This is a genomic window from Microbulbifer halophilus (genome assembly GCF_026183675.1).
GTDB lineage: Bacteria > Pseudomonadota > Gammaproteobacteria > Pseudomonadales > Cellvibrionaceae > Microbulbifer > Microbulbifer halophilus.
Map to the genome: position 1 here is coordinate 39,471 of NZ_JAPIVK010000021.1, position 19,821 is coordinate 59,291.

A 19,821-nucleotide genomic window follows, 5' to 3' on the forward strand; every position below is an offset into this window, starting at 1 on the left:
TTCGACTCCACGCAGCGCTTCCATTAGCATGCGCCCCGATTTAGTGCGTCTGCCTTCGGTAGAGCTGGCTCTATAGCTCCTGGTCACAGGTGTGCTCGAGAGTATGGAGAGGGCGGGGCGCGGTGACCTTGAGGAGACAACACATGGCCGACAGCCCCTCCCGCGGAAAACGCGACACCCTCAGTTGGGTCGCCTGGTTTGTCTTCGCCAATGGCTTGCTCGCGATGCTGGTGGGGCTGCGCTATGCGCAGTGGATTGATATCGGTGATCCCGCTACGGCCGCGTACGTCGCCGTGTTGTATCCGGGACAATTTGCCATGCTCGCCTGGCTGTTCGGCCTGCCGCTGTTGCTTGCCGCCCTGATCCTGCCCGCACGCTTGACGCGTATCCTCGCCGTCGCCGCGGCGGCTGCGGGCATCGGTATTCTCGCCGTGGATACGGTGGTTTACGCCCTCTACCGCTTCCACCTGTCCGGTTTCGTACTGGAGCTGGCACTGGGCGCCGGTGGCCAGGCCTTTAGCCTCGCGGCCACCACGCAGTTGGTGGCCGCGGCCGTGGGCGCCGCGATACTCTTGCTTGAACTGACGCTGGCGGGGCTGTTCTTGCGCCGGCGGCCGCGCGGGCGCTGGCTGGGTGCCGCTTTTGCGACACTGCTGCTGAGCCAGCTGGGTGCCCACGGCTGGCACGCCTGGGCGGATGCCAATTACGATTCCCGCATCACCTCGGTCACCCGCCATATACCGCTCTACTACGCCGCTACCGCCAAGCGTTTCATGCAATCGCAAGGGCTGGTGGACCCGCAGAAGGTACGGGAAAACCAGAGCGCGGAGAAGTTGGTATCTGCGCGCGGTGGCCGCCTGAATTATCCGGTCGCGCCGATGCAGTGTACGGCGCCGGCAAAGCCGAAAAACCTGCTGGTTATCGTTGCCGACTCGGTGCGCTGGGACCTGCTCACCGAGCGCAATATGCCGGCGGTGTCCGAGCTGAAGGCCAGCTCGCAGGTTTTCGAGCGCCACTTCAGTAACGGCAATGCCACCAAGCCGGGCCTCTTCACGCTGTTTTACGGCATACCAGCCAGCTACTGGGATGCGTTTACCGCCGCCCAGCAGCCGCCTGTGCTGATTGAGCAGATGCAGTCTGGGGGCTACGACACACAAGTGCTGGCATCGGCCACGCTGGTCAGCCCCGCATTCGACCGCAATATCTTTTCCTCCATTGAGGATCTCCGGCTGGAGACACCCGGCGATAAACCCTGGCAGCGGGATGCCCGCATCACCCGCGACTGGCTCGACTTTACCGCCGCCCGTGAGGCCCGGAACGATGAGGCCCCCTTCTTCGGCTTTCTCTTCTACGATACCACCCACTCCTACCTGGTGCCGGAGGACTATCCGAAATTTGAACCCCACTGGAACGTCAATCGCCTGGCACTCGATAACGAGTTCGATCCGGAACCCTTCCTGAACGCCTACCGGACTGCCGGCCATTACGTGGACAATCAGATCCGTCGGGTGCTGGACGACCTGCGGGTGCGGGGGCTGATGGACGATACCATCGTCGTGTTTACGTCCGACCACGGCGAGGAGTTCAACGAGCACGGTATGAACTACTGGGGCCACGGCAGCAATTTCGGTGACTACCAGCTACGGGTGCCGCTGGTGATCCACTGGCCCGGCATGGCGCCGAAAACATACCGGCACCGGACACAGCACTTCGACGTGGCGCCGGCGCTGATTCGCAAGGGCCTCGGCTGTGTGGCCACACCGCCGAAGCAGTTTTCCTCGGATTATGGGTTGTTCAACGAGGGGCGCCTGGGCTGGAATATGTCCCACAGCTACATGGATTACGCGCTGCTGATGCCGGAGTTCCATCTGGTCAAGCATGCCTCGGGCACTGTGGATCTGCTCGACACGGCGACCCTGAAACCGGCCAGGAACGTCAGGATTCCCGGTGGAGTCATGCGGGAGGTATTGCGGGAGATGTCCCGTTTTTATCAGTCGGAAGAGGAGTGAGCTGCGCGGCTACAGATCTCGCAGTAACAGCTCTTTGGCGGCGTTTATGCGCGAGGCCAGGTAATCGTTGCCACCGCGGTCCGGGTGCAGTTTCTGGATCAGCCTGCGGTGGGCCTCGACGATTTCCTCGCGGCCGGCGCCGGCGCTGACACCGAGCAGTTGTCGCGCCTCGTCGACGCTCAGGGGAGGGGGCTTGTCGGTGCTGTCGGAGCCGGATTGCTGTTCGGTCTTTGCCTGTGCCCGCCTGGCGATCAGCGGCGCCAGCCAGGGCAGGTGTCGGGTGAGCCAGCGTAGGGACTTGCCGAGCACCGGCAGCGCCACGGCCACGGCGGCGCCCACCCAGTGCAGGCGGCCGGAGATGGCCAGCAGCACGGCCGCAAGCGCCAGGCCGATCAGCATCCACTGCAGCAACAGCTTGCGCCGCTCCCGCGGCGCACTGGACTGGAATTTCTGCCACGCCAGCCAGGCGAAAATGCCGACCGCAATCAGCAGGATAATGCGGGCCACTGAACCTTCCTTTTACGCTTTCCCGGCCCATCAGCGTATCAGATGTCGACCCGGATGCCGACGGCGATAAAACCGTTATTCTGCTGGGCCACCTCGTTGCTGTCATCTTCGGCAGCTTCCAGGTAGAGCCGGACCCGCTCGTTCCAGCGGTAATTGAACCCGAGGAAGTATTTGCCCAGGCGATAGCCGTCGCCGGTGATCAGCGCCTCTTCGAAGATTTCGTCGTCGTGGGATTTAAGCAGGTTGTGGCCGCCGTAGAGCGAGTAGCAGTTGAGGTTGCCCCAGGTGTAACTGACAAAGCTCTCGGAACCGATGGCATTGAAGAAGTTGGTGGCGCCCATGGTGGAGCTGGGGGGGGCCAGCTCGTTATTGTGGGAGCGCTGCCAGTTGAACGCGGCGTAAAGTCCCTGCTGAAATGCACCCTTGCCGTAGGCAATGCCACCGATAAAGGCGAAATCGTTGCTGCTCGCCCGGATGACCCGGTCGCTCCGGATAAGGACAGGGTTATTGGGGTCGGAGATATCGAATACCTGGCCGCGATCGGTCGAAATATCCAGGTTGACGCGATTGTAGGCTGTGCCGAGAAGCAGTCCGCTGCCGATATCGAGCTCGTAGGTGAGCGAAGCGCCGCGGCTGATACCGTACTCGCAGTCCCCCGGGGGACACACCAGCAGCGTATCCGGTCCGGCGACATCCTCCACTTCAATATCCAGGTCAGCGGTGTGGGCGGCGTACTGCAGCCCCACCTGAAACTCGCCGCCAAACCCCTCCCAGCGTTTGCGCCAGGTGAGGGCTCCATTGGCGCGACCGGTGCCGGTAATACCACCATCGGTACCGAGTGCATAGGCGCCGCTGGCGAGACCGCCGGAGACGTTGTACCAGTCTGTGATTCCCGCCACATCGTAGTAGACGGCCCACTGCTTGCCGGCGGCAAAGTCGCCCCAGAGGTCGTGTTTTGCGTAGGCGTGGCCCTGCCGGGTGTACAAGGGGGCCGCCTGTTCGCCGGGCGCGGCCTGCTGGTCGCCGGAGATCACTACCTGCTGGTTGGGGGAGACGGCCTGTATCCCCCACTCGATATTGAAGCCTACATTCCATTCGTCGTACGCCGGCACATCGAGGTTGAAACCGATACGCGAGGGGCCGTCTACCAGCGATGTGTTGCCGTTGATATTGAGTTGGTGGGTGGTGAAGTAGCCCTGCATATAGAGGGCAACCTCCTGGGATTCGTATACGGGAAGGGCTCTGGCACCGATGGCGACGCATGCCGCCAGTGCGATGAGGCCTCGATACAGGTTTTTGTGCATTATTCGACTCACACGGCTTCCAGTGGTTGTCGGAGGTGGTCACTGGAAAAGTAGCCCAGCGAGCTGAAGCGTCATGCATTTATCGATACACTGGGCGCGGATTTGGCAGCTACTGCCTTTTTTCCCAAAAACATCCGCCAACAGGAGGCGTTCATCTAGTCATGGCCCCAACGAATCTCAGTCGACGCCTGTTTGGACTGACCGTACGCAAGAATGCCCACCCGGATATGCGTCGCCTGCGGCGCGAAGCGGGCGAGCCCAGCCTGCACGGCAACAAGTTCTGGAAAAGTTCCTGCCTAATGATGGATTACCTGAAGAAGAACCCGCTGGAGAAGGGCGCCCGGGTGCTGGATATCGGCTGCGGCTGGGGGCTGGGCGGTATCTTCTGCGCGAAACATTTCGGCGCAGCGGTGACCTCGCTGGATGCGGACTCCAGCGTCTTTCCCTTCGTGCACTACCACGCCGAACTGAACGGGGTATCCGTCGATACCTGGCGCTGCCGCTACGAGAAGGTGAGCAAGTCGGACCTGGCGGGTTTCGACGCGGTGATCGGCACGGATATCTGTTTCTGGGATAAACTGGAGAACCCGCTATACAATCTCACCCGCCGCGCCCTGCAATCGGGTGTGCAGCGGGTGGTGTTGGCCGATCCCGGGCGCCCCCCGTTCCGCAGCCTGGCGGAGCGGGCGGAGGACAAGCTCGGCGCCGCCTACCAGGAGCGGGAGATTCGGCGGCCGATGATAGCGAGCGGTTGCCTGATGATCGCCGAGCCGTGAGAGAAACGAGGTATACAATGCAGTACGACAAGTCGACAATTCCCGGCGCAGAAGACGCCTTGCCCGGTCGTGACGAGGCCATGCCGATCAGCGGCAAGCACCATGTCTCGGGGCACACCATGGTGGAACCCTTCCCGCAGGGGATGGAGAAAGCCATCTTCGGCATGGGTTGTTTCTGGGGCGCCGAGCGACTCTTCTGGGAGATCGACGGCGTCTACAGCACCGCCGCCGGCTACGCCGGAGGCGTTACCCCCAATCCTCGCTACGAGGAGGTCTGCAGCGGCGGCACCGGCCACGCCGAAGTGGTGCTGGTGGTGTTCGACCCGCAGAAAGTTTCCTACCGCGAGCTGCTGCGGCGCTTCTGGGAGGAGCACGACCCCACCCAGGGCATGCGCCAGGGCAACGATCTGGGCACCCAGTATCGCTCCTGCATCTATTGTTACGGGGACGGGCAACTGCGGCTGGCGCGGGAATCCGAAGCGGAGTTCCAGAAAGCCCTGGCGGAGCGGGGCCTGGGCGCCATCACCACCGAAATAACCCCGGCCCCCACCTTCTACTACGCCGAAGAAGATCACCAGCAGTACCTGGCCAAGAACCCGCAGGGGTATTGTGGGCTGGCGGGCACCGGAGCCTGCCTTATTCAGTGAGCAACGAGCGGTGAACAATGAGCAATAGTCGTGGTATTACCGCGTTGCCAACTGTTCATTGTGCACTGCCGGTTCTGACTGCTCATTGCCCGTTGGAAACAACATCCGCGCACACCAGTCACTCCAGCTCCCCGGATAGAGGAGGGTGTCGGTGCGACCGATCAGGTGCAGCGAGAAGAGGTTGACGCAGGCAGTCACGCCGGAGCCGCAATAGTTCAGCAATTGTTCGTCCGCGGGGATGTCCCGCCAGTGTTCCCGCAGTTCGCCGCGGCTCTTGATGGTGCCGTCCTCGCGGGTGACACCCCGCCAGGGCTTGTTGACGGCGGTGGGAATATGGCCGGCGATCGGGTCCAGCGGTTCTTCCGTGCCGGCGAAGCGCGGTGCGTCGCGGGCGTCGATCAGTTGCCAGGGCGGGTTGTCCAGGTTCCGGTAAATAGTCTCGTGATCCACCAGCGTGCCGGTTTCCGGCTCGGCGATAAAATTCCCCTCCGCCGCTTTCACTTTTTGCGACTCACCGGTTTCCACCGGCAGCCCGGCCGCGCGCCAGGCGGAAAAGCCGCCGTCCAGGATGGCCATGCGCCGGTGGCCGAAATGATGCAGCAACCACCAGGCGCGGGCGGCGAAGGCGATGCGGCTATCGTCGTAGAGTACGACGAAGCTGTCGCGATCGATTTCCGCCGCGCGGGCAAAACGCTGAAACCGGTCCGCCGGGGGCAGGGGATGGCGTCCGCCGAAGCGCTGTAGCGGGCCCGACAGGTCGCGGTGCAGGCTGGCGTAACGGGCGCCCGGGATACGGCTGTTGGCGAACGCCTGTTCGCCGGCATGTGGATCGGCGAGGTCGTAGCGGCAGTCCAGTACCACCGGGCCGGATTCGTCCCCGGACTGCGGCAGCAGATCGGCCAGTTGTCGGGCTTCGATGACGGGCTCTTCGCACATGGTCGTGTCGTTTCTTATCGTTGTGGTGTCGAAGCTAAGCCGAAAGCGGGGTTTTGTCCAGCGCCGGTGGCGGTCAGTGCTGCTGGCCGAGCTGGCTGTCCCCCGGCGATTCGCCGGGCTCCGATTGCTCTTGAGGCGGTTGCCGGGGCTGCTGCGCGGCCAGCTCCTCGCGGCGGCACTGCATGGCGGATTCCCGCTGCTGTTCTTCCGGGTTGTCGAGAAAACGCGCCGCGGCCCGCTCGGCGCAGTTGCTCGCGGAAATCACGTCGTGGGCCAGTTTCGGGAACAGCAGCCACTGGTGGTCGGGCAGTCTGCGCCTGGCCCTGTCGGCGTCCTCTGCCGACAGTACCGGGTCGAGCCCGCCGTGCAGCACCATGACCGGGCTGGAGGGCTCGATGGGTCGGGACTCCAGCATTGGCGCGGTGGGAATGGCCCAGATGCGGCACTGTACCTGCATCAGGTCCAGATCGGTGCGCACCGGGCCGCCGAGGATACCGACCTCGTCGGCTTCCGTGCGGGCCCTGTCGAAGTCGACAAAGGGTGCCTCTTCGTAACAGAAGTGGCTGATACCGGCGGCGTCACCGAAGTAGGGATCCAGCAGGATATTCATGAAGCCGGCAACCGGCTTTTTGGCGGATTCCACCTCGCCGTTTTCCAGGGCCTGAATGATTTTCGGCAGCTCGCTGTAGAAGTTTTCGTTGTAGAGGGCCTGGAAAAGTACCCGCAGCAGCCGCTGCCCGGTCAATACGAAGGGATATTCTTCCTCGGAATAGCGGTGTTTGGTGGGCACCGTGAGCGGCTCTTCATCCAGGGTCTGCACCAGGGTTTCCAGGCGCCGCCTGAGGTTCGGGTAGCGGCTGTGGCAGAGTTTGTCGTCGAGGCAGTGTTGCAGGCCGCGCTGATACGCTTCCAGCGAGTCCTGTGCCAGGTTCTGGGTGTAGATGATGTCCGGGAAAACGGCGCTGTTCAGCACCAGGGTGCGTACCGATTCGGGATAGTCGCGGGCCACCGTCAGTGCATAGCGGGAGGCGTAGGACACACCGTAGAGATTGAATTCTTCCTCTTCCAGTTGCCGGCGCAGGGCCTCCACGTCGCGGGCGATGGCAGTGCTGTTGTACCGGGCCAGGTCCGCTTTTCTGCTCAACCGGTTGTAGCAGCGCTCCATGCTGTAGGTGAACACGCGATTTTCCTCCGCCGGGGTGAGGTGACGCCGGAAGGCGGTATCCGCGTCCTCGATAAATTCGTCGCAGGTCAGCCGCGGTTCCGCCATACCGGTGCCGCGGGGGTCCATCACGATCAGGTCGCGACCGTCCTCGACGGTCATGTCGGCGTAGTTGAGCCAAAGCCACTCGCTGGCATTCTCCGGCTCCAGCCCCAGGCTGGCGCCGGGGCCGCCGGCTCCCAGGTGCAGCAGCGGCTGCTTGGCGGCATCCGGTTCGATCGCGCGGAAGCGCACTACCGGGAACTGTATTTTGCGGCCGGCGGGCTCGTCGTAGTTCTCCGGCACTTCCATCATGTAGCACTGGGCGAGGGGCCAGTCGCCGTCGGTTTCGAACCAGCAGGGTTTGGGGATCAGACGGGTGGGATTCTTTGCTTCCTGTCCGGTATCGCGATCGCAGCCGACGATTGCCAGGCAGGCGAGCATCATCGGAAGGAATACGCGGAGGTGGAGATCTGACACTGGATTGCTACCTGTTTACTCAAGTTTTGGGGTTTAGTTTCGGCTGCCGGAGCGGGGAGCGCCTTTCTGGGACTGTCTGCGAGAGGGACCTCGCGGACAAGCCTACAGGGACGTATTAACGGCGTGTCCCGGAAAGGCGCTCCCCGCTCCGGCTTATGGCATCGAAAAGCAATTTCGAACTCCGAAACTTGAGCTGTTTATTTTCCGAAACGCGCTGTCGGGGCCGACAGGTTCCAGCGCAGGGCCGCCAGCCGGATCGACAGGGTGACCAGTATACCAGTAGCGACGACCGCGCTGCCCGGTATCCGTCCGCCAGTATCCAGCAGGACCAGCACCGCGGCACCGCTCAGCGCAGCGGTGGCGTATATCTCGCGGCGCAGCAGCAGGGGTATATCGCCGGCGAGCAGGTCGCGGATCAGTCCGCCGAAGGTTCCGGTCATCACCCCCATGACGATGGCGATGGCGGGAGAGTGGCCCAGTGCCAGCGTCTTCTGGGTGCCGATCACCACAAACACGGACAGGCCCATGGCGTCGGCGATCTTCAACAGGCGCATGGGCACCTGCAGATAGCGGATCAGGTAAAAGCTGATCGCGCCGGTGGCGGCGGCGATCCAGAGATAGTGACTGTCCTGCAGCCAGAAGACCGGCACATTCAGGATCATGTCGCGGGTGGTGCCGCCACCGGTGGCCGTGACACAGGCGAGCACCACGGCACCGAACAGGTCCATCTGTTTGTGACCCGCGGCCAGCACGCCGGTAAAGGCGAATACCACTATGCCGAACAGGTCGCACCAGTACAGGAGTTGTTCCATTGTGGTTGTTTCAGTCCAAGCAGGGGGGGGCTTGCGAAGTTTGGCTGCAGGGGCCCGCTTGCGGGCGAAAAGAACGGGGGCCCCGATCCATTCGCCTGCAAGCGGACTCCTACGGCGACGTAGGGTGCATCTCAGAAAAACGCCTGCAAGCCGGTCTGTCCCCGCCCCAGGATCAACGCGTGCACATCGTGGGTGCCCTCGTAGGTGTTCACCGCCTCGAGGTTCATCACATGGCGGATCACGTGGAACTCGTCGGCAATACCGTTGCCGCCGTGCATATCGCGGGCCGCGCGGGCGATGTCCAGGGCCTTGCCGCAGTTGTTGCGTTTGACCATGGAGATCATGGTGGGATCGAATTCCGGGTTCTCGTCCATCAGGCGGCCGACGCGCAGGGAGGCCTGCAGGCCCAGTGAAATTTCGGTCTGCATGTCCGCGAGTTTTTTCTGGAACAGCTGCGTCTGCGCCAGCGGCTTGTCGAACTGCTTGCGGTCCAGGCCGTACTGGCGGGCGGCGTGCCAGCAGGCTTCCCCCGCGCCCATGGCACCCCAGGAGATGCCGTAGCGGGCGCGGTTCAGGCAGCCGAACGGGCCGCGCAGGCCACCCACTTCCGGGAATCTGTTCTCTTCCGGCACGAACACATTGTCCATGACGATCTCGCCGGTAATGGAGGCGCGCAGGGAGAATTTGCCCTCGATCTTGGGCGCGCTCAGGCCCTCCATACCCTTGTCCAGCACGAAGCCGCGGATCACGTCTTCGTCGTCCTTGGCCCAGACCACGAATACATCGGCGATGGGGCTGTTGGTGATCCACATCTTGGAGCCGCTCAGGCGGTAGCCGCCGTCGACTTTCTTGGCGCGGGTCTTCATGCCGCCGGGATCGGAGCCGGCGTCCGGCTCGGTCAGGCCGAAGCAGCCGATCCACTCGCCGGTGGCCAGTTTGGGCAGGTACTTCTCTTTCTGCGCTTCGCTACCGTAGGCGGAAATCGGGTACATCACCAGGCTGGACTGCACGCTCATGGCCGAGCGGTAGCCGGAGTCGACGCGCTCCACCTCGCGCGCCACCAGGCCGTAGGAGACATAGTTCAGGCCGGCGCAGCCGTAGCCGTGGATGGTGGAGCCCAGCAGCCCCAGCTCGCCCATTTCATTCATGATTTCGCGGTCGAAAATCTCGTGGCGGTTGGCCTCGAGGACCCGCGGCATCAGCTTGGACTGACAGTATTCGCGCGCGGTGTCGCGGACCATGCGCTCTTCGTCGCTCAGTTGGCGGTCGAGTAGCAGGATATCTTCCCAGTGGGCCAGGGGCTGGTGTTTGCTCATGATTTCTCTCGTCTACTTCCGTTTTCGTTGCGCGGCCGGTGTTGTCCGGCCGGTCGTATGGTGTCGCATCATACCGAAGTCCGCGCCCGGCGGCATCTGGGGCCGGATACCGTCAGCGTAAACAACAGTAAATTACCTTGCAGCGGCAAAGTCGACTCCCATAATAATCGCGAAGATTTTCCTACGCTGGTGCTTTTTAAGAGTCTTTTGGTGAATTTTTTGCTCTCTCTTCGCCGTTGTGCAGTTATTTGTGTGCCTCTGCTGACCGCCTGTGCCACCCAGACGCTGCCGCCGGATCTGCCGCAGGAGGTGCTGGGCCTGCCCGACCGTTTCCGCGCCTCCGGCGAAACTGCCGCGGATATCCGCTGGTGGCGCAACTTCGACGACCCGCAGATGAATGAACTGGTGCAGCTGGCACTGAAAGACAATCCCGGCCTGCAGGCCACTCTGTGGCGCCTGCAGCAGGCCGAGGCGGCCGCGCGCGGCGCCCGCTCCGGCCTCTGGCCGCGGCTGACCGGCGGGCTGGAGAACACCGAGCAGCGACGCGCCGAGGGCGATTTCGATTTCGAGGGCGGCGAGAACGAGGGCAACAGCTGGAGCGGCCGCCTGGCCGCCAGCTACGAAGTGGATCTCTGGGGCCGGGTGCGCGCCGGTGCCCGCGCCGCCGAGGCCGGGCGCCTGGCTCAGGAGCAGAACCTGCAGGCGGCGGCCCTGAGCCTCGCCTCGGAGGTGTCCGTCACCTGGCTGCAGCTGCGCGAGCAGTGGGGCCAGCAGTCGCTGTTGATTGAACAGCTGGACACCAACCGCAAGAGCCTGCGGGTGTTGGAGCTGCGTTTCGGCGGCGGCGCGACCACGGCGGCGGATGTGCTGCAGCAGCGGCAACTGGTGGAGCAGTCGCAGCAGGAACTGCGCGACGCCGAGGCCAGTATCGACACTCTCAAGGTGCAACTGGCGGCGCTGCTGGGTATGAGCAGGGAGGAGCTCGAGGGCCTGCTGCAGTCGCAGACCGGCCTGCCGCCACTGCCGGCCCTGCCGGATACCGGCGTGCCGTCGCAGCTGTTGCTGCGGCGACCGGACGTGCAGGGGGCCCAGCGCGAACTGCTGCAGGGCTTTTACCTGGCCGACCAGGCCTGGGCCGAGCGGCTGCCCAGCCTCAGCCTGTCCGCCATTGCCAGCGGCGGCGGCCCGTCGATCGGCGATATCGTCGATGACTGGCTGCTGACCGTGACCGCCGCCGCCGAGGGGGTGATCTTCGACGGCGGCCAACTGGCCTCCGCCCAGGACCAGCAGGAGGCCGTGCTGCAGGAGCGCTGGGCTCTGTACCGCGGCACGGTGATGGATGCGCTGGCGGAAGTGGAACAGGCGCTGATCCGGGAGGGGGCGGTGCGGGATCGCCTCGGCCACCTGCGCCAGCGCGCGCAGCTTGCCGACCAGATCGTCGTGCGCCAGCGGCGCGCCTACAGCCGCGGCGCCGTGGATTTTCTCAATGTGCTGACGGCCACCAATAACCAACAGAGCCTCGCGCGGCAACTGCTGACCGCACGGCGGGAACTGATGGAAAACCGCGTAGCGCTCTATCGCGCACTGTCCGGCGGACTGCCGGGGGAAGACCTGCCGGGTACCGAGCCGGTGGAGTTGGAGTTGTACCGGGAGGGGACCACTTGAACCTGAAACGCATCAATTGGAATTTCGCACTGCCCATTGGGCTGATACTGCTGGCGCTGCTGATCTCGAGCTGGCTGCTGCGGGAAAAGCCCACCATGTCCCGCGGGGCGCCCGCCGCACCGGCGCCCACCGTGGAAGTGGCCGAGGCGGAGCGCGGCCGCTTCCCGGTGACCGTCAGGGCGCTGGGCCAGGTGACCGCGCGGGAAACTGTCGAACTGCAGCCGCAGGTGGAAGGGCGCGTGGACTGGCTCGACTACGACCTGGGCCCGGGCTCCACCCTGGGCAAAAATGAACTGCTGCTGCGCATCGACAGGGAACCCTACCAACTGGCGCTGCAGACGGCGCGCAGCACCCTGGCCGAGCGGCGCGCGGAACTGCAGCAGGAGCAGGGCCAGCGCGCCGTGGCCGCGGAGGAATATGAGCTGCTCGGCTCCTCGCTGCCGGACGCGGACCGCGCGCTGGTACTGCGCGAGCCGCAACTGGCCGCGGCCCGGGCGCGGGTGGATTCCGCCGAGGCCGATGTCAGCCTGGCGCAGCGCGACCTGCGCCTGACGGAGATCCGCTCGCCGTTCAACGCACTGCTGGTGGAGCGCAGTGTGGATACGGGCGATCGCGTGGCGCCGGGCACGGTACTCTACACCCTGGCCGGCGCCGACCGTTTCCAGATCGAAGTGGAAGTGCCGGCATCGCAGTTGATACGGCTGGTGGGCCCGGATGCGGACGTGCGCATTCGCGGCAGCCAGTGGCCCGAAGGGCAGTACCGCGCGGGGGAATTCGTGCGGCTGATCCCGGTGCTGGAAGAGCAGGGCCGCCTGGCCCGGGTGCTGGTGGAACTGCCGGACCCGCTGGGCCTGGAGGATCCCACCCGGCCGCAACTGCTGCTGAACGACCTGGCGCAGGTGGAGATCACCGGTCGCACCGAAGCTGAGCGGGTGCGGATTCCGGTCGCGGCGGTGCAGGATGGCGATCGCGTCTGGGTGGTGAAAGACGGCAGGATTGAGATCCGCCCGGTCGAGGTGGATTACCTGAGCGGCGATTACGCACTGCTGAAAAGCGGCCTCGAGGGCGGGGAGACCCTGGTGACCACCCGCCTCGCTGCGGTGACCCCCGATATGCCGGTGCGCGTCGCCGGACGGCAGCGAGCGGACGCCGGCAAGCGGGCGGATGGGGCGCGGGGAGAAAATGCCGGCAGGGCGCCCCGTGAACCGGCCGGAGGGGCAGCCCGATGAGCGGCGGAGACATGCAGCGACCGGCGGCAGACACCCGCGGTGGCCCCATCGCCTGGATGGCGCACAATCATGTCACCGCCAACCTTCTGATGCTGGTGCTGATCGTCGGTGGCCTGGTCTTTTCCATGACGGTGAAGAAGGAGGTCTTCCCCGAGTTCAGCCTGGATATGATTTCGGTGAACATCTCCTACCCGGGCGCCAGCCCCGCGGAAGTGGAGCGGGGCGTACTGGTGGCCGCCGAGCAGGCGGTGCAGGGCATTGTCGGTATCAAGGAGATGCGCGGTTCCGCCTCCGAAGGCAGCGCTTCCCTGACGCTGGAACTGGAAGAGGACGCCGATGCCGGCCGGGTCCACCAGGATGTGCAGCAGGCCATCGACCGGATCAGTACCTTTCCTTCGGATATCGAGCGGCCGCAGGTCAGCCTGGCAGACCACCAGCGGGATGTGATGGACCTGATGGTGCACGGCGACCTGGGCGACCGCACCCTGCGCGACGTGGCCATGCAGATCTACGATGAGCTGGAGGCCCACCCGGATATCACCCAGTTGTCTGCCTCCGGCGTGCGGGATTTCGAGGTGGCGGTGGAAATTGGCAGCGACGATCTGCGCCGCTACGGCCTGTCGCTGCCGGACGTGGCGCAGCTGATCCGCAATGCGGCGGTGGATGTGCCCGCGGGCGGAGTCAAATCCAGCACCGGTGAAATTCTGGTCCGGGTCACCGAACGGCGCGATTGGGCGCGGGAGTTCGGCGATATCGTCGTCGCCCGGGGCGCCGGCGGCGGCACCGTACACCTGCGGGATATCGCCAGCGTGCGCGATGCACTGGTCGACGAACCCACCAGCATGCTCTACAACGGCGAACCGGCGGTGGGTATCGACGTCTACCGTGTGGGCGAACAGACGCCCATGAGTGTCAGCGAGGCCGCACACGAGGTGCTGGGCGAACTGGAACACAAGCTGCCACCGGGCGTGCATATCAGTATCCGCGACGACGACTCGCAGATCTTCAAGGAGCGGCTGTCGCTGCTGATGAAAAACGGGTTTATCGGCCTGGCGCTGGTGTTCATCGTCCTCGGTGCCTTCCTGGAACTGCGCCTGGCCTTCTGGGTGACCCTGGGTATTCCCACCAGTTTCCTCGGCGCGCTGCTGTTCCTGCCCGGGCTGGATATCTCCATCAATATGGTGAGCATGTTCGCGTTCATCATTGCGTTGGGGATCGTGGTGGACGACGCCATCATCGCCGGGGAAAACATCCACGAGTGGCGGCGGCTGGGTTACTCCAACCTGGAGGCGGCCATCTACGGCGCGCGCCAGGTGGCAGTGCCGCTGACCTTCGCCATCCTCACCAATATCGTCGCCTTTATCCCGCTGATGGAACTGCCCGGTTTCATGGGCAAGATCTTTGGCATCATTCCCTTCGTGGTGGGGTCGGTCTTCGTGATCTCCTGGGTGGAGGCGCTGTTTATCCTGCCGGCGCACCTGGCCTATTCCCGCCGCGGCTACCGACAGCGCTGGGCGCGGCGTCTCGCCGCGCGACAGAAAATGATTGCGCGCAGCCTCGACCGCTTTGTCACAGTGCGCTTCAGGCCTTTCCTGGACTTGTGTGTGCGCCGCCGCTACCTCACCATTTCCACCGCCATCGCCGTGCTGGTGGTGGTGGCCGGCTACGCCGCCAGCGGGCGCATGGGGTTCACCCTGATGCCCAAAGTGGAGCGGGACTCCGGCCGCGTGGAAATCACCTTCCCGCCGGGCACGGCCGAGGAACGGCTGGAGCGGGCGCGCACCCGCATCATGGAGGCGGCCGATCGGGTGCTGGATAACTACGACCGGGAAAACGTGTTGCTCGGTATTCGCGGCGAGGTGGAAACCAACGGCGTACAGGGGGATGTCTATCTGGTGCCGTCGGACCAGCGGGATTTTACCACCGGCGAGTTCGTCGGCCAGTGGCGCCGCGAAGTGGGCGCCGTGCCCGGCGCCCTGAGTTCCAGTTTCGCCGCCGACCGCGGCGGCCCCGGTTCCGGCAAGGCGCTGACGGTGGAGTTGCGCCATACGGATACCGATGTGCTGGAAGAGGCCGCACAGCGGCTGGCGAAAGAACTGGAAGAATTCCCCAACGTCAGCGATATCGATGCCGGGATTTCGCTCGGTAAACAGCAACTCGACCTGACCCTGACCGAAACTGCCGAGAGCCTCGGGCTATCCGCCGAGGAGATCGGCCGGCAGTTGCGCTCGTCCCTCTACGGCGCCGAAGCCGTGCGACAGCAGCGCGGTCGCGACCAGGTCAAGGTGATGGTGCGACTGCCGGAAGAGGAGCGGGTAAGCCTGGACGATGTCTCCAGCATCATGATTCGCGCCGGCAACGGCCTGTGGCTGCCGCTGCCGGATCTGGTGGACGTGGACAAGGGCCGCGCCTACGCCACCATCCACCGCCGCGAGGGGCGCCGGGTCATGACCGTCACTGCCAACGTGGAACCTTCGGATCGGGCGGCGCTGGTGATCAACGAACTGAACCGGAGCGTAATGCCACAGATGCGCGCCGAGTACGCCGGCCTGAGTGTTTCCTATGAAGGCCGCCAGCGCGAAGAGCGCGAGGGCCTGGCCTCCCTGGGCCTGACTTTCTCCCTGACCATGGCCGCCCTCTACCTGCTGCTGGCAATTCCGCTGAAAAGCTATATCCAGCCGCTGACGGTGATGGTGGCGATTCCGTTTGGCGTGATCGGCGCGGTGCTGGGTCACCTGGTGATGGGCTACGGCCTCAGCATGGTCAGCCTGCTGGGTATGGTGGCGTTGGCGGGGGTAGTGATCAACGATACTCTGGTGATGATCGAATACGGCAACCGCCTGCGTTATAACGGCACCGGTATCACCGACGCCATCACGCAGGCCGCCGCCCGCCGCTTCCGGCCCATCATCCTCACCACGGTGACCACCTTCTGCGGCCTGATGCCGATGATCTTCGAAACCTCGGTACAGGCGCGCTTCATGATCCCGATGGCGATTTCGCTGGGCTATGGGATTCTGGCGGCGACGGCTATTTCGCTGTTGCTGGTACCGTGTCTGTACCTGATGTTTGCCAGGGATATTCCGCTATTGTTTGGGTTGTTGCGGCGAAAGGACCGGGTGGCAGCTGATACCCCCTAATATAAGTGGGCACGGTTCGCTCCCCTCTCCCTTTGGGAGAGGGGCCGGGGGAGAGGGCGCCCGGAGAAACCCCGCAGCTTTTTATAGTGCGTAGGATGAGCAAAGGAGCGCAGCGACGTGCCCATCACAGGGGATCGATGGGCACGCTGCGCTTTGCCCATCCTACTGCTGGTTAATTGATCGTCCCTCTATTCCACTCATTATTCTCGTAGATACAGGTTCGGATTGATAAAGAATGCCTTTTTGTAGCCCTGAGTCGAGTTGTCTATTTCCCAGGGTGCAGGAATAAGCCTGACGATGGAGTAATGAAGATGGGGTGGTTTGCCTTTTGCGTTACCCGTTGATCCCAGAGTTCCGATTTTTTCTCCGGAAGAGAGCAGCTCTAATGGGGATGCAAGTGTGGTGTCCATGTGGGCGAAATAATGTAAGCGCCACTTCGGTCCCAGTACCAACACGACATTGCCACCTTTGACGATACTTCCAGAAAACAGAACCGTTCCATCGACAGTGCTGACCACATCTGTCGCAGACTCTCCAAAAATATCGATCCCCTTGTGAACCCCGGATGATCCCCATGGTTCATACCAGAAGGACTCGTTGTTCCAGTCTTCGAATGAAGCTCCCATCACCGGGATTACCTTTCTTTCAGCAGGTAAAAAACCAAGTGCCACGATCACCGAGAGACAAACCGCCGCCTTGACCAGTATCTTTCTTCTCCGGCCCACGTCAGTCCCTCCGCAAATGATCCTTGATCGCAATCGGGTTGGGGAAATTCAATACCACGATATACGAAGAAACCAGGAACGTCAGAATCGCCGTCGCCTGAATGAGGTGGGACGCGCCGCTGCCGATCAACTGCTGGTTAAAGGCCAGGAAGGCAATCAGCAGCGAGAATTCACTGATCTGCCCCAGGCGAAAACCGATATCCCAGGCCAGTACCTTGTCTTCGCTCTGGTTGCCGAGCAGGTAGCGGAATACGGCCGGTTTGATTGCCAGCACCGCGGCGGCGGTAATCAAAGCGGGCAGGGCGACTTCCGGCAGCATGGCCAGTTTGAACTGGGCGCCCAGACTGAAAAAGAACAGCACCAGGAAGAAGTCGCGCAGGGGTTTCAGGCTGAGCGCGATATATTGCGAAATGGGGCTCGTGGCCAGGGCGATACCGGCGATAAAGGCGCCGATCTCATGAGACAGGCCGACGATCTCCGCGAGTTCTGCAAGCCCCATGCACCAGCCCAGTGCCAGCAGGAAGACGTACTCGTGAAAGCGGTCGAAGCGGGTGAACAGCGGCAGCAGCAGGTATTTGACCACCACCCAGGCGAATAGCGCTACCAGCGGCAAAGCGGCGAAGGACAGGCCCAGTTGGGCGACATCCACCTGGCCGGTACTGCCGGAGAGCAGGATCATCAGGCAGGTGATGGCGACAAAGTCCTGGAACAGCAGCAGACCCACCATCATCTCCCCCAGGTGTTTGTGGTGCAGCACCGTGGTAGGCAGCAGTTTGATACCGATAATGGTGCTGGAGAACATCAGCGCCATGCCGATCACCCACGACTCGACATCGGTGTAGCCGAACAGCTGGCCGATGCCGAAGCCGAGGCCGAGAAAGATTGCGCAGCTGACGATGCCGACGAAGATGGCCTTGCGCAGTACCGCGATCAGTGCCCTGGGCTGCATCTCCAGGCCGAGCAGGAACAGCAGAAAAATGATGCCGATGTTCGACATCTCCGCCAGCAACTGCACATTGTCGATCACACCGAATGCGGACGGACCCAGCAACACACCCAGCGCAATATAAGCCACCAGCAGCGGCTGTCTCCCGAACAACGCCAGCGAGGCGACGATGGCGGCGCCACTGAAGATCAGGAAGAAAGACTGGAAGAGATTGATTTCCGCCACGGGACATCCTTGCTTGCCGGGTCAGTGGCCATTATCCATGGATGGCAGGGGGGCGAAAACCACCGATTGGTTCCCCTCTCCCGCTGGGAGAGGGGACTGGTGCGAGTCTTAACGGAGCCCGGTGGGTAGATTCGAACTTTAATGCCGCCGACTGAGCTCCCCTCTCCCACCGGGAGAGGGGTCGGGGGAGAGGGGAGTTACAGGTTGAACCAGCGCAGATTCTCCGCCTCCGGTGACAGGATCGGCTGCTCGCAGATTTTGCCGCTGGGGTTCTGCAGGATCTGCCGGGCCTGCTGCAGGTATTCGGCGAGCCCGGTTTCCACTTTTCCCGGCGCCGCGGTGTGCTCTTCGTCCAGTGACAGTTCGAGAACCGGCTCGCCGTTTTCGCCCTGGTAGCGCCAGACGCCGGTGTTGGCGTCGTACTGATAGTAAGGCAGCAGCCTGTGACCCAGCTCGGCGATGATCCCGATGGATTCGATCAGGTAGTCGACGGTCTCCTCGTCGAGGAAGTAGTTGAAGTTCAGGCGTACCCAGCCGGGCTTCAGCAGGCTCTCCCCCTCGCTGACCACCTGCTCCAGGGCGCGGCTCTGTTCCGGTGTCAGGTGCAGCAGCGAGTGGCCGTAGGGGCCGGCGCAGGAGCAGCCGCCGCGGACCTGGATACCGAACAGGTCGTTCAGCAGTGCCACCACAAAACCGTGGTGCAGCGGCAGGCCGTTCCTGAGAATATGGATGGAGACGATACTGACCCGCGGCAGTTCGGTGCCACCGAGAATCTCGATATTGGCGTTGTCGCGCCAGCGCGAGAAAGCGCGCTCCAGCCAGCGGGCCTCGCGCACCTCGATTTCCTCTGCGCCCACTTTATCTTTCAGCGCGAATACCAGCCCCGCACGCACGGATTCCACGATCGCCGGGGTGCCGGCCTCCTCGCGGCGCTCGCCGGCGGGCAGGTAGGTGTGTTCCTCCGGCCCTACCCAGGATACGGTACCGCCGCCGGGCACGGCCGGCTGCTCCGCCGGCAGCAGGGACTTCTTTACCACCAGTATGCCCGGCGTGCCGGGGCCGCCGACAAATTTGTGCGGGGAGATAAACAGTGCATCTTTGCGTGTCGCCTCGCCATCGCCTTCGGCGTCTATCGCGATGTAGGGGGCGGCCGCGGCGTAGTCCCAGAACGACAGGGCGCCGCGGCTGTGCAGCAGTTGCGTGACGGCATCCACGTCGGTGCGAATGCCGGTGACATTGGAGGCGGCGGAGAAGCTGCCGATTTTCAGGGGGCGGTCGCCGTAGAGTTCCAGTGCTTCCTCCAGTGCCTGCAGGTCGATGCCGCCGCGGCTGTCCTGGGGAATGGTGACCACGTCGGCGATAGACTCGCGCCAGGGCAGATCGTTGGAGTGGTGTTCGTAGGGGCCGATAAAAACGACCGGCCGCCTGGCTTGGGGGATCTGGCCGGCGTGCGCACCAAACCGCTCGTAGTGATCCCGCCGCAGGCCCAGGCAGTCCAGGATACGATTGACCGATGCGGTGGCGCCGGCGCCGCAGAAAATCACCGCATGTTCGTTTCCCGCATTGACGGAGCGGCGCACCGCCGCGCGGGCCTGTTCGCGGAAGGCGGTGGTCTGGCGGCCGGTGGCGGAGGTCTCGGTATGGGTGTTGGCATACCAGGGCAGTACCCGGTCGCGAATCTGGTTTTCTATAAACGACAGGCCGCGGCCGGAGGCGGTGTAGTCGGCGTAAATCAGCGGCCGGGTGCCGAAGGGCGTGGCCAGCGGCAGGCGCTCGCCGATGACATTGTCGCGGATGCGGGCGAGCAGGCTTTCATTGCGGGACATGGTTACCTCAACAATTTCAGTATCTCGTTATTATCTCAAGTTCCGGGTTCGGCATCGGGAGCCGGTGCATCGGCAGG

15 protein-coding genes are annotated in these 19,821 nt (G+C 63.6%); 6 read left to right on the forward strand and 9 right to left on the reverse strand.

Annotated elements, in window-relative coordinates:
- Positions 1 to 143 precede the first annotated feature (143 nt).
- Entirely contained in the window at positions 144 to 2,009 is a 1,866-nt protein-coding gene (locus OQE62_RS12140) for a DUF3413 domain-containing protein (RefSeq protein WP_265722309.1), read from the forward strand.
- A 9-nt stretch (positions 2,010 to 2,018) separates the two neighbouring features.
- Here OQE62_RS12140 and OQE62_RS12145 read toward each other — a convergent pair whose 3' ends face one another.
- Positions 2,019 to 2,516 (reverse strand): J domain-containing protein, encoded by a 498-nt coding sequence (locus OQE62_RS12145; protein ID WP_265722310.1) that lies wholly within the window; start codon positions 2,514 to 2,516, stop codon positions 2,019 to 2,021.
- Between the two features lie 38 nt (positions 2,517 to 2,554).
- Positions 2,555 to 3,820: a porin gene (locus OQE62_RS12150; RefSeq protein ID WP_265722311.1), complete on the reverse strand. Its 1,266-nt coding sequence runs from the start codon at positions 3,818 to 3,820 to the stop codon at positions 2,555 to 2,557.
- A gap of 161 nt (positions 3,821 to 3,981) precedes the next feature.
- Between OQE62_RS12150 and OQE62_RS12155 the strand changes: the two genes are divergently transcribed.
- Positions 3,982 to 4,596 carry a class I SAM-dependent methyltransferase gene (locus tag OQE62_RS12155; protein ID WP_265722312.1) on the forward strand — a complete coding sequence of 205 codons (615 nt, stop codon included), beginning with the start codon at positions 3,982 to 3,984 and terminating at the stop codon, positions 4,594 to 4,596.
- A 17-nt stretch (positions 4,597 to 4,613) separates the two neighbouring features.
- Positions 4,614 to 5,243 carry a peptide-methionine (S)-S-oxide reductase MsrA gene (msrA, locus tag OQE62_RS12160; protein ID WP_265722313.1) on the forward strand — a complete coding sequence of 210 codons (630 nt, stop codon included), beginning with the start codon at positions 4,614 to 4,616 and terminating at the stop codon, positions 5,241 to 5,243.
- A 36-nt stretch (positions 5,244 to 5,279) separates the two neighbouring features.
- Here msrA and OQE62_RS12165 read toward each other — a convergent pair whose 3' ends face one another.
- From OQE62_RS12165 to OQE62_RS12180, 4 genes are all read right to left on the reverse strand, one after another.
- Positions 5,280 to 6,179 (reverse strand): sulfurtransferase, encoded by a 900-nt coding sequence (locus tag OQE62_RS12165; protein ID WP_265722314.1) that lies wholly within the window; start codon positions 6,177 to 6,179, stop codon positions 5,280 to 5,282.
- A gap of 73 nt (positions 6,180 to 6,252) precedes the next feature.
- Positions 6,253 to 7,860: an alpha/beta hydrolase gene (locus tag OQE62_RS12170; RefSeq protein ID WP_265722315.1), complete on the reverse strand. Its 1,608-nt coding sequence runs from the start codon at positions 7,858 to 7,860 to the stop codon at positions 6,253 to 6,255.
- A 197-nt stretch (positions 7,861 to 8,057) separates the two neighbouring features.
- Positions 8,058 to 8,672, reverse strand: coding sequence for a trimeric intracellular cation channel family protein (locus tag OQE62_RS12175; protein ID WP_265722316.1), 615 nt, complete (start codon positions 8,670 to 8,672; stop codon positions 8,058 to 8,060).
- 131 nt (positions 8,673 to 8,803) lie between these two features.
- A complete protein-coding gene (locus tag OQE62_RS12180; protein ID WP_265722317.1) occupies positions 8,804 to 9,988 on the reverse strand; it encodes an acyl-CoA dehydrogenase in 1,185 nt (394 codons plus the stop codon).
- Between the two features lie 252 nt (positions 9,989 to 10,240).
- Here OQE62_RS12180 and OQE62_RS12185 point away from each other — a divergent pair, with 252 nt between their 5' ends.
- The 3 genes from OQE62_RS12185 to OQE62_RS12195 are packed head-to-tail and all read left to right on the forward strand — an operon-like array spanning position 10,241 to position 16,022.
- On the forward strand, positions 10,241 to 11,653 hold the full coding sequence (locus tag OQE62_RS12185) for an efflux transporter outer membrane subunit (protein ID WP_265722318.1): 1,413 nt from the start codon (positions 10,241 to 10,243) through the stop codon (positions 11,651 to 11,653).
- Positions 11,650 to 12,882: an efflux RND transporter periplasmic adaptor subunit gene (locus OQE62_RS12190; protein ID WP_265722319.1), complete on the forward strand. Its 1,233-nt coding sequence runs from the start codon at positions 11,650 to 11,652 to the stop codon at positions 12,880 to 12,882. The genes OQE62_RS12185 and OQE62_RS12190 overlap by 4 nt, the downstream gene beginning before the upstream one ends.
- Positions 12,879 to 16,022 (forward strand): efflux RND transporter permease subunit, encoded by a 3,144-nt coding sequence (locus OQE62_RS12195; protein ID WP_265722320.1) that lies wholly within the window; start codon positions 12,879 to 12,881, stop codon positions 16,020 to 16,022. The genes OQE62_RS12190 and OQE62_RS12195 overlap by 4 nt, the downstream gene beginning before the upstream one ends.
- Positions 16,023 to 16,222: 200 nt before the next feature.
- On the opposite strand, the gene OQE62_RS12200 is transcribed toward OQE62_RS12195, so the two are convergent.
- The 3 genes from OQE62_RS12200 to OQE62_RS12210 all read right to left on the reverse strand — a co-directional run bounded on the left by OQE62_RS12200 (position 16,223) and on the right by OQE62_RS12210 (position 19,744).
- A complete protein-coding gene (locus OQE62_RS12200) occupies positions 16,223 to 16,747 on the reverse strand; it encodes a M23 family metallopeptidase (RefSeq protein WP_265722321.1) in 525 nt (174 codons plus the stop codon).
- Position 16,748: 1 nt separating this feature from the next.
- Positions 16,749 to 17,918 carry a cation:proton antiporter gene (locus OQE62_RS12205; protein WP_265722322.1) on the reverse strand — a complete coding sequence of 390 codons (1,170 nt, stop codon included), beginning with the start codon at positions 17,916 to 17,918 and terminating at the stop codon, positions 16,749 to 16,751.
- 197 nt (positions 17,919 to 18,115) lie between these two features.
- On the reverse strand, positions 18,116 to 19,744 hold the full coding sequence (locus OQE62_RS12210; RefSeq protein WP_265722323.1) for an aminotransferase class V-fold PLP-dependent enzyme: 1,629 nt from the start codon (positions 19,742 to 19,744) through the stop codon (positions 18,116 to 18,118).
- Positions 19,745 to 19,821: the final 77 nt, after the last annotated feature.

Coding starts and splice junctions, on each gene's coding strand:
- OQE62_RS12140 (WP_265722309.1), top strand. CDS start 144: ATGGCCGACAGCCCCTCCCGCGGAAAACGCGACACCCTCAGTTGGGTC.
- OQE62_RS12150 (WP_265722311.1), bottom strand. CDS start 3,820: ATGCACAAAAACCTGTATCGAGGCCTCATCGCACTGGCGGCATGCGTC.
- OQE62_RS12155 (WP_265722312.1), top strand. CDS start 3,982: ATGGCCCCAACGAATCTCAGTCGACGCCTGTTTGGACTGACCGTACGC.
- msrA (WP_265722313.1), top strand. CDS start 4,614: ATGCAGTACGACAAGTCGACAATTCCCGGCGCAGAAGACGCCTTGCCC.
- OQE62_RS12165 (WP_265722314.1), bottom strand. CDS start 6,179: ATGTGCGAAGAGCCCGTCATCGAAGCCCGACAACTGGCCGATCTGCTG.
- OQE62_RS12175 (WP_265722316.1), bottom strand. CDS start 8,672: ATGGAACAACTCCTGTACTGGTGCGACCTGTTCGGCATAGTGGTATTC.
- OQE62_RS12180 (WP_265722317.1), bottom strand. CDS start 9,988: ATGAGCAAACACCAGCCCCTGGCCCACTGGGAAGATATCCTGCTACTC.
- OQE62_RS12195 (WP_265722320.1), top strand. CDS start 12,879: ATGAGCGGCGGAGACATGCAGCGACCGGCGGCAGACACCCGCGGTGGC.
- OQE62_RS12210 (WP_265722323.1), bottom strand. CDS start 19,744: ATGTCCCGCAATGAAAGCCTGCTCGCCCGCATCCGCGACAATGTCATC.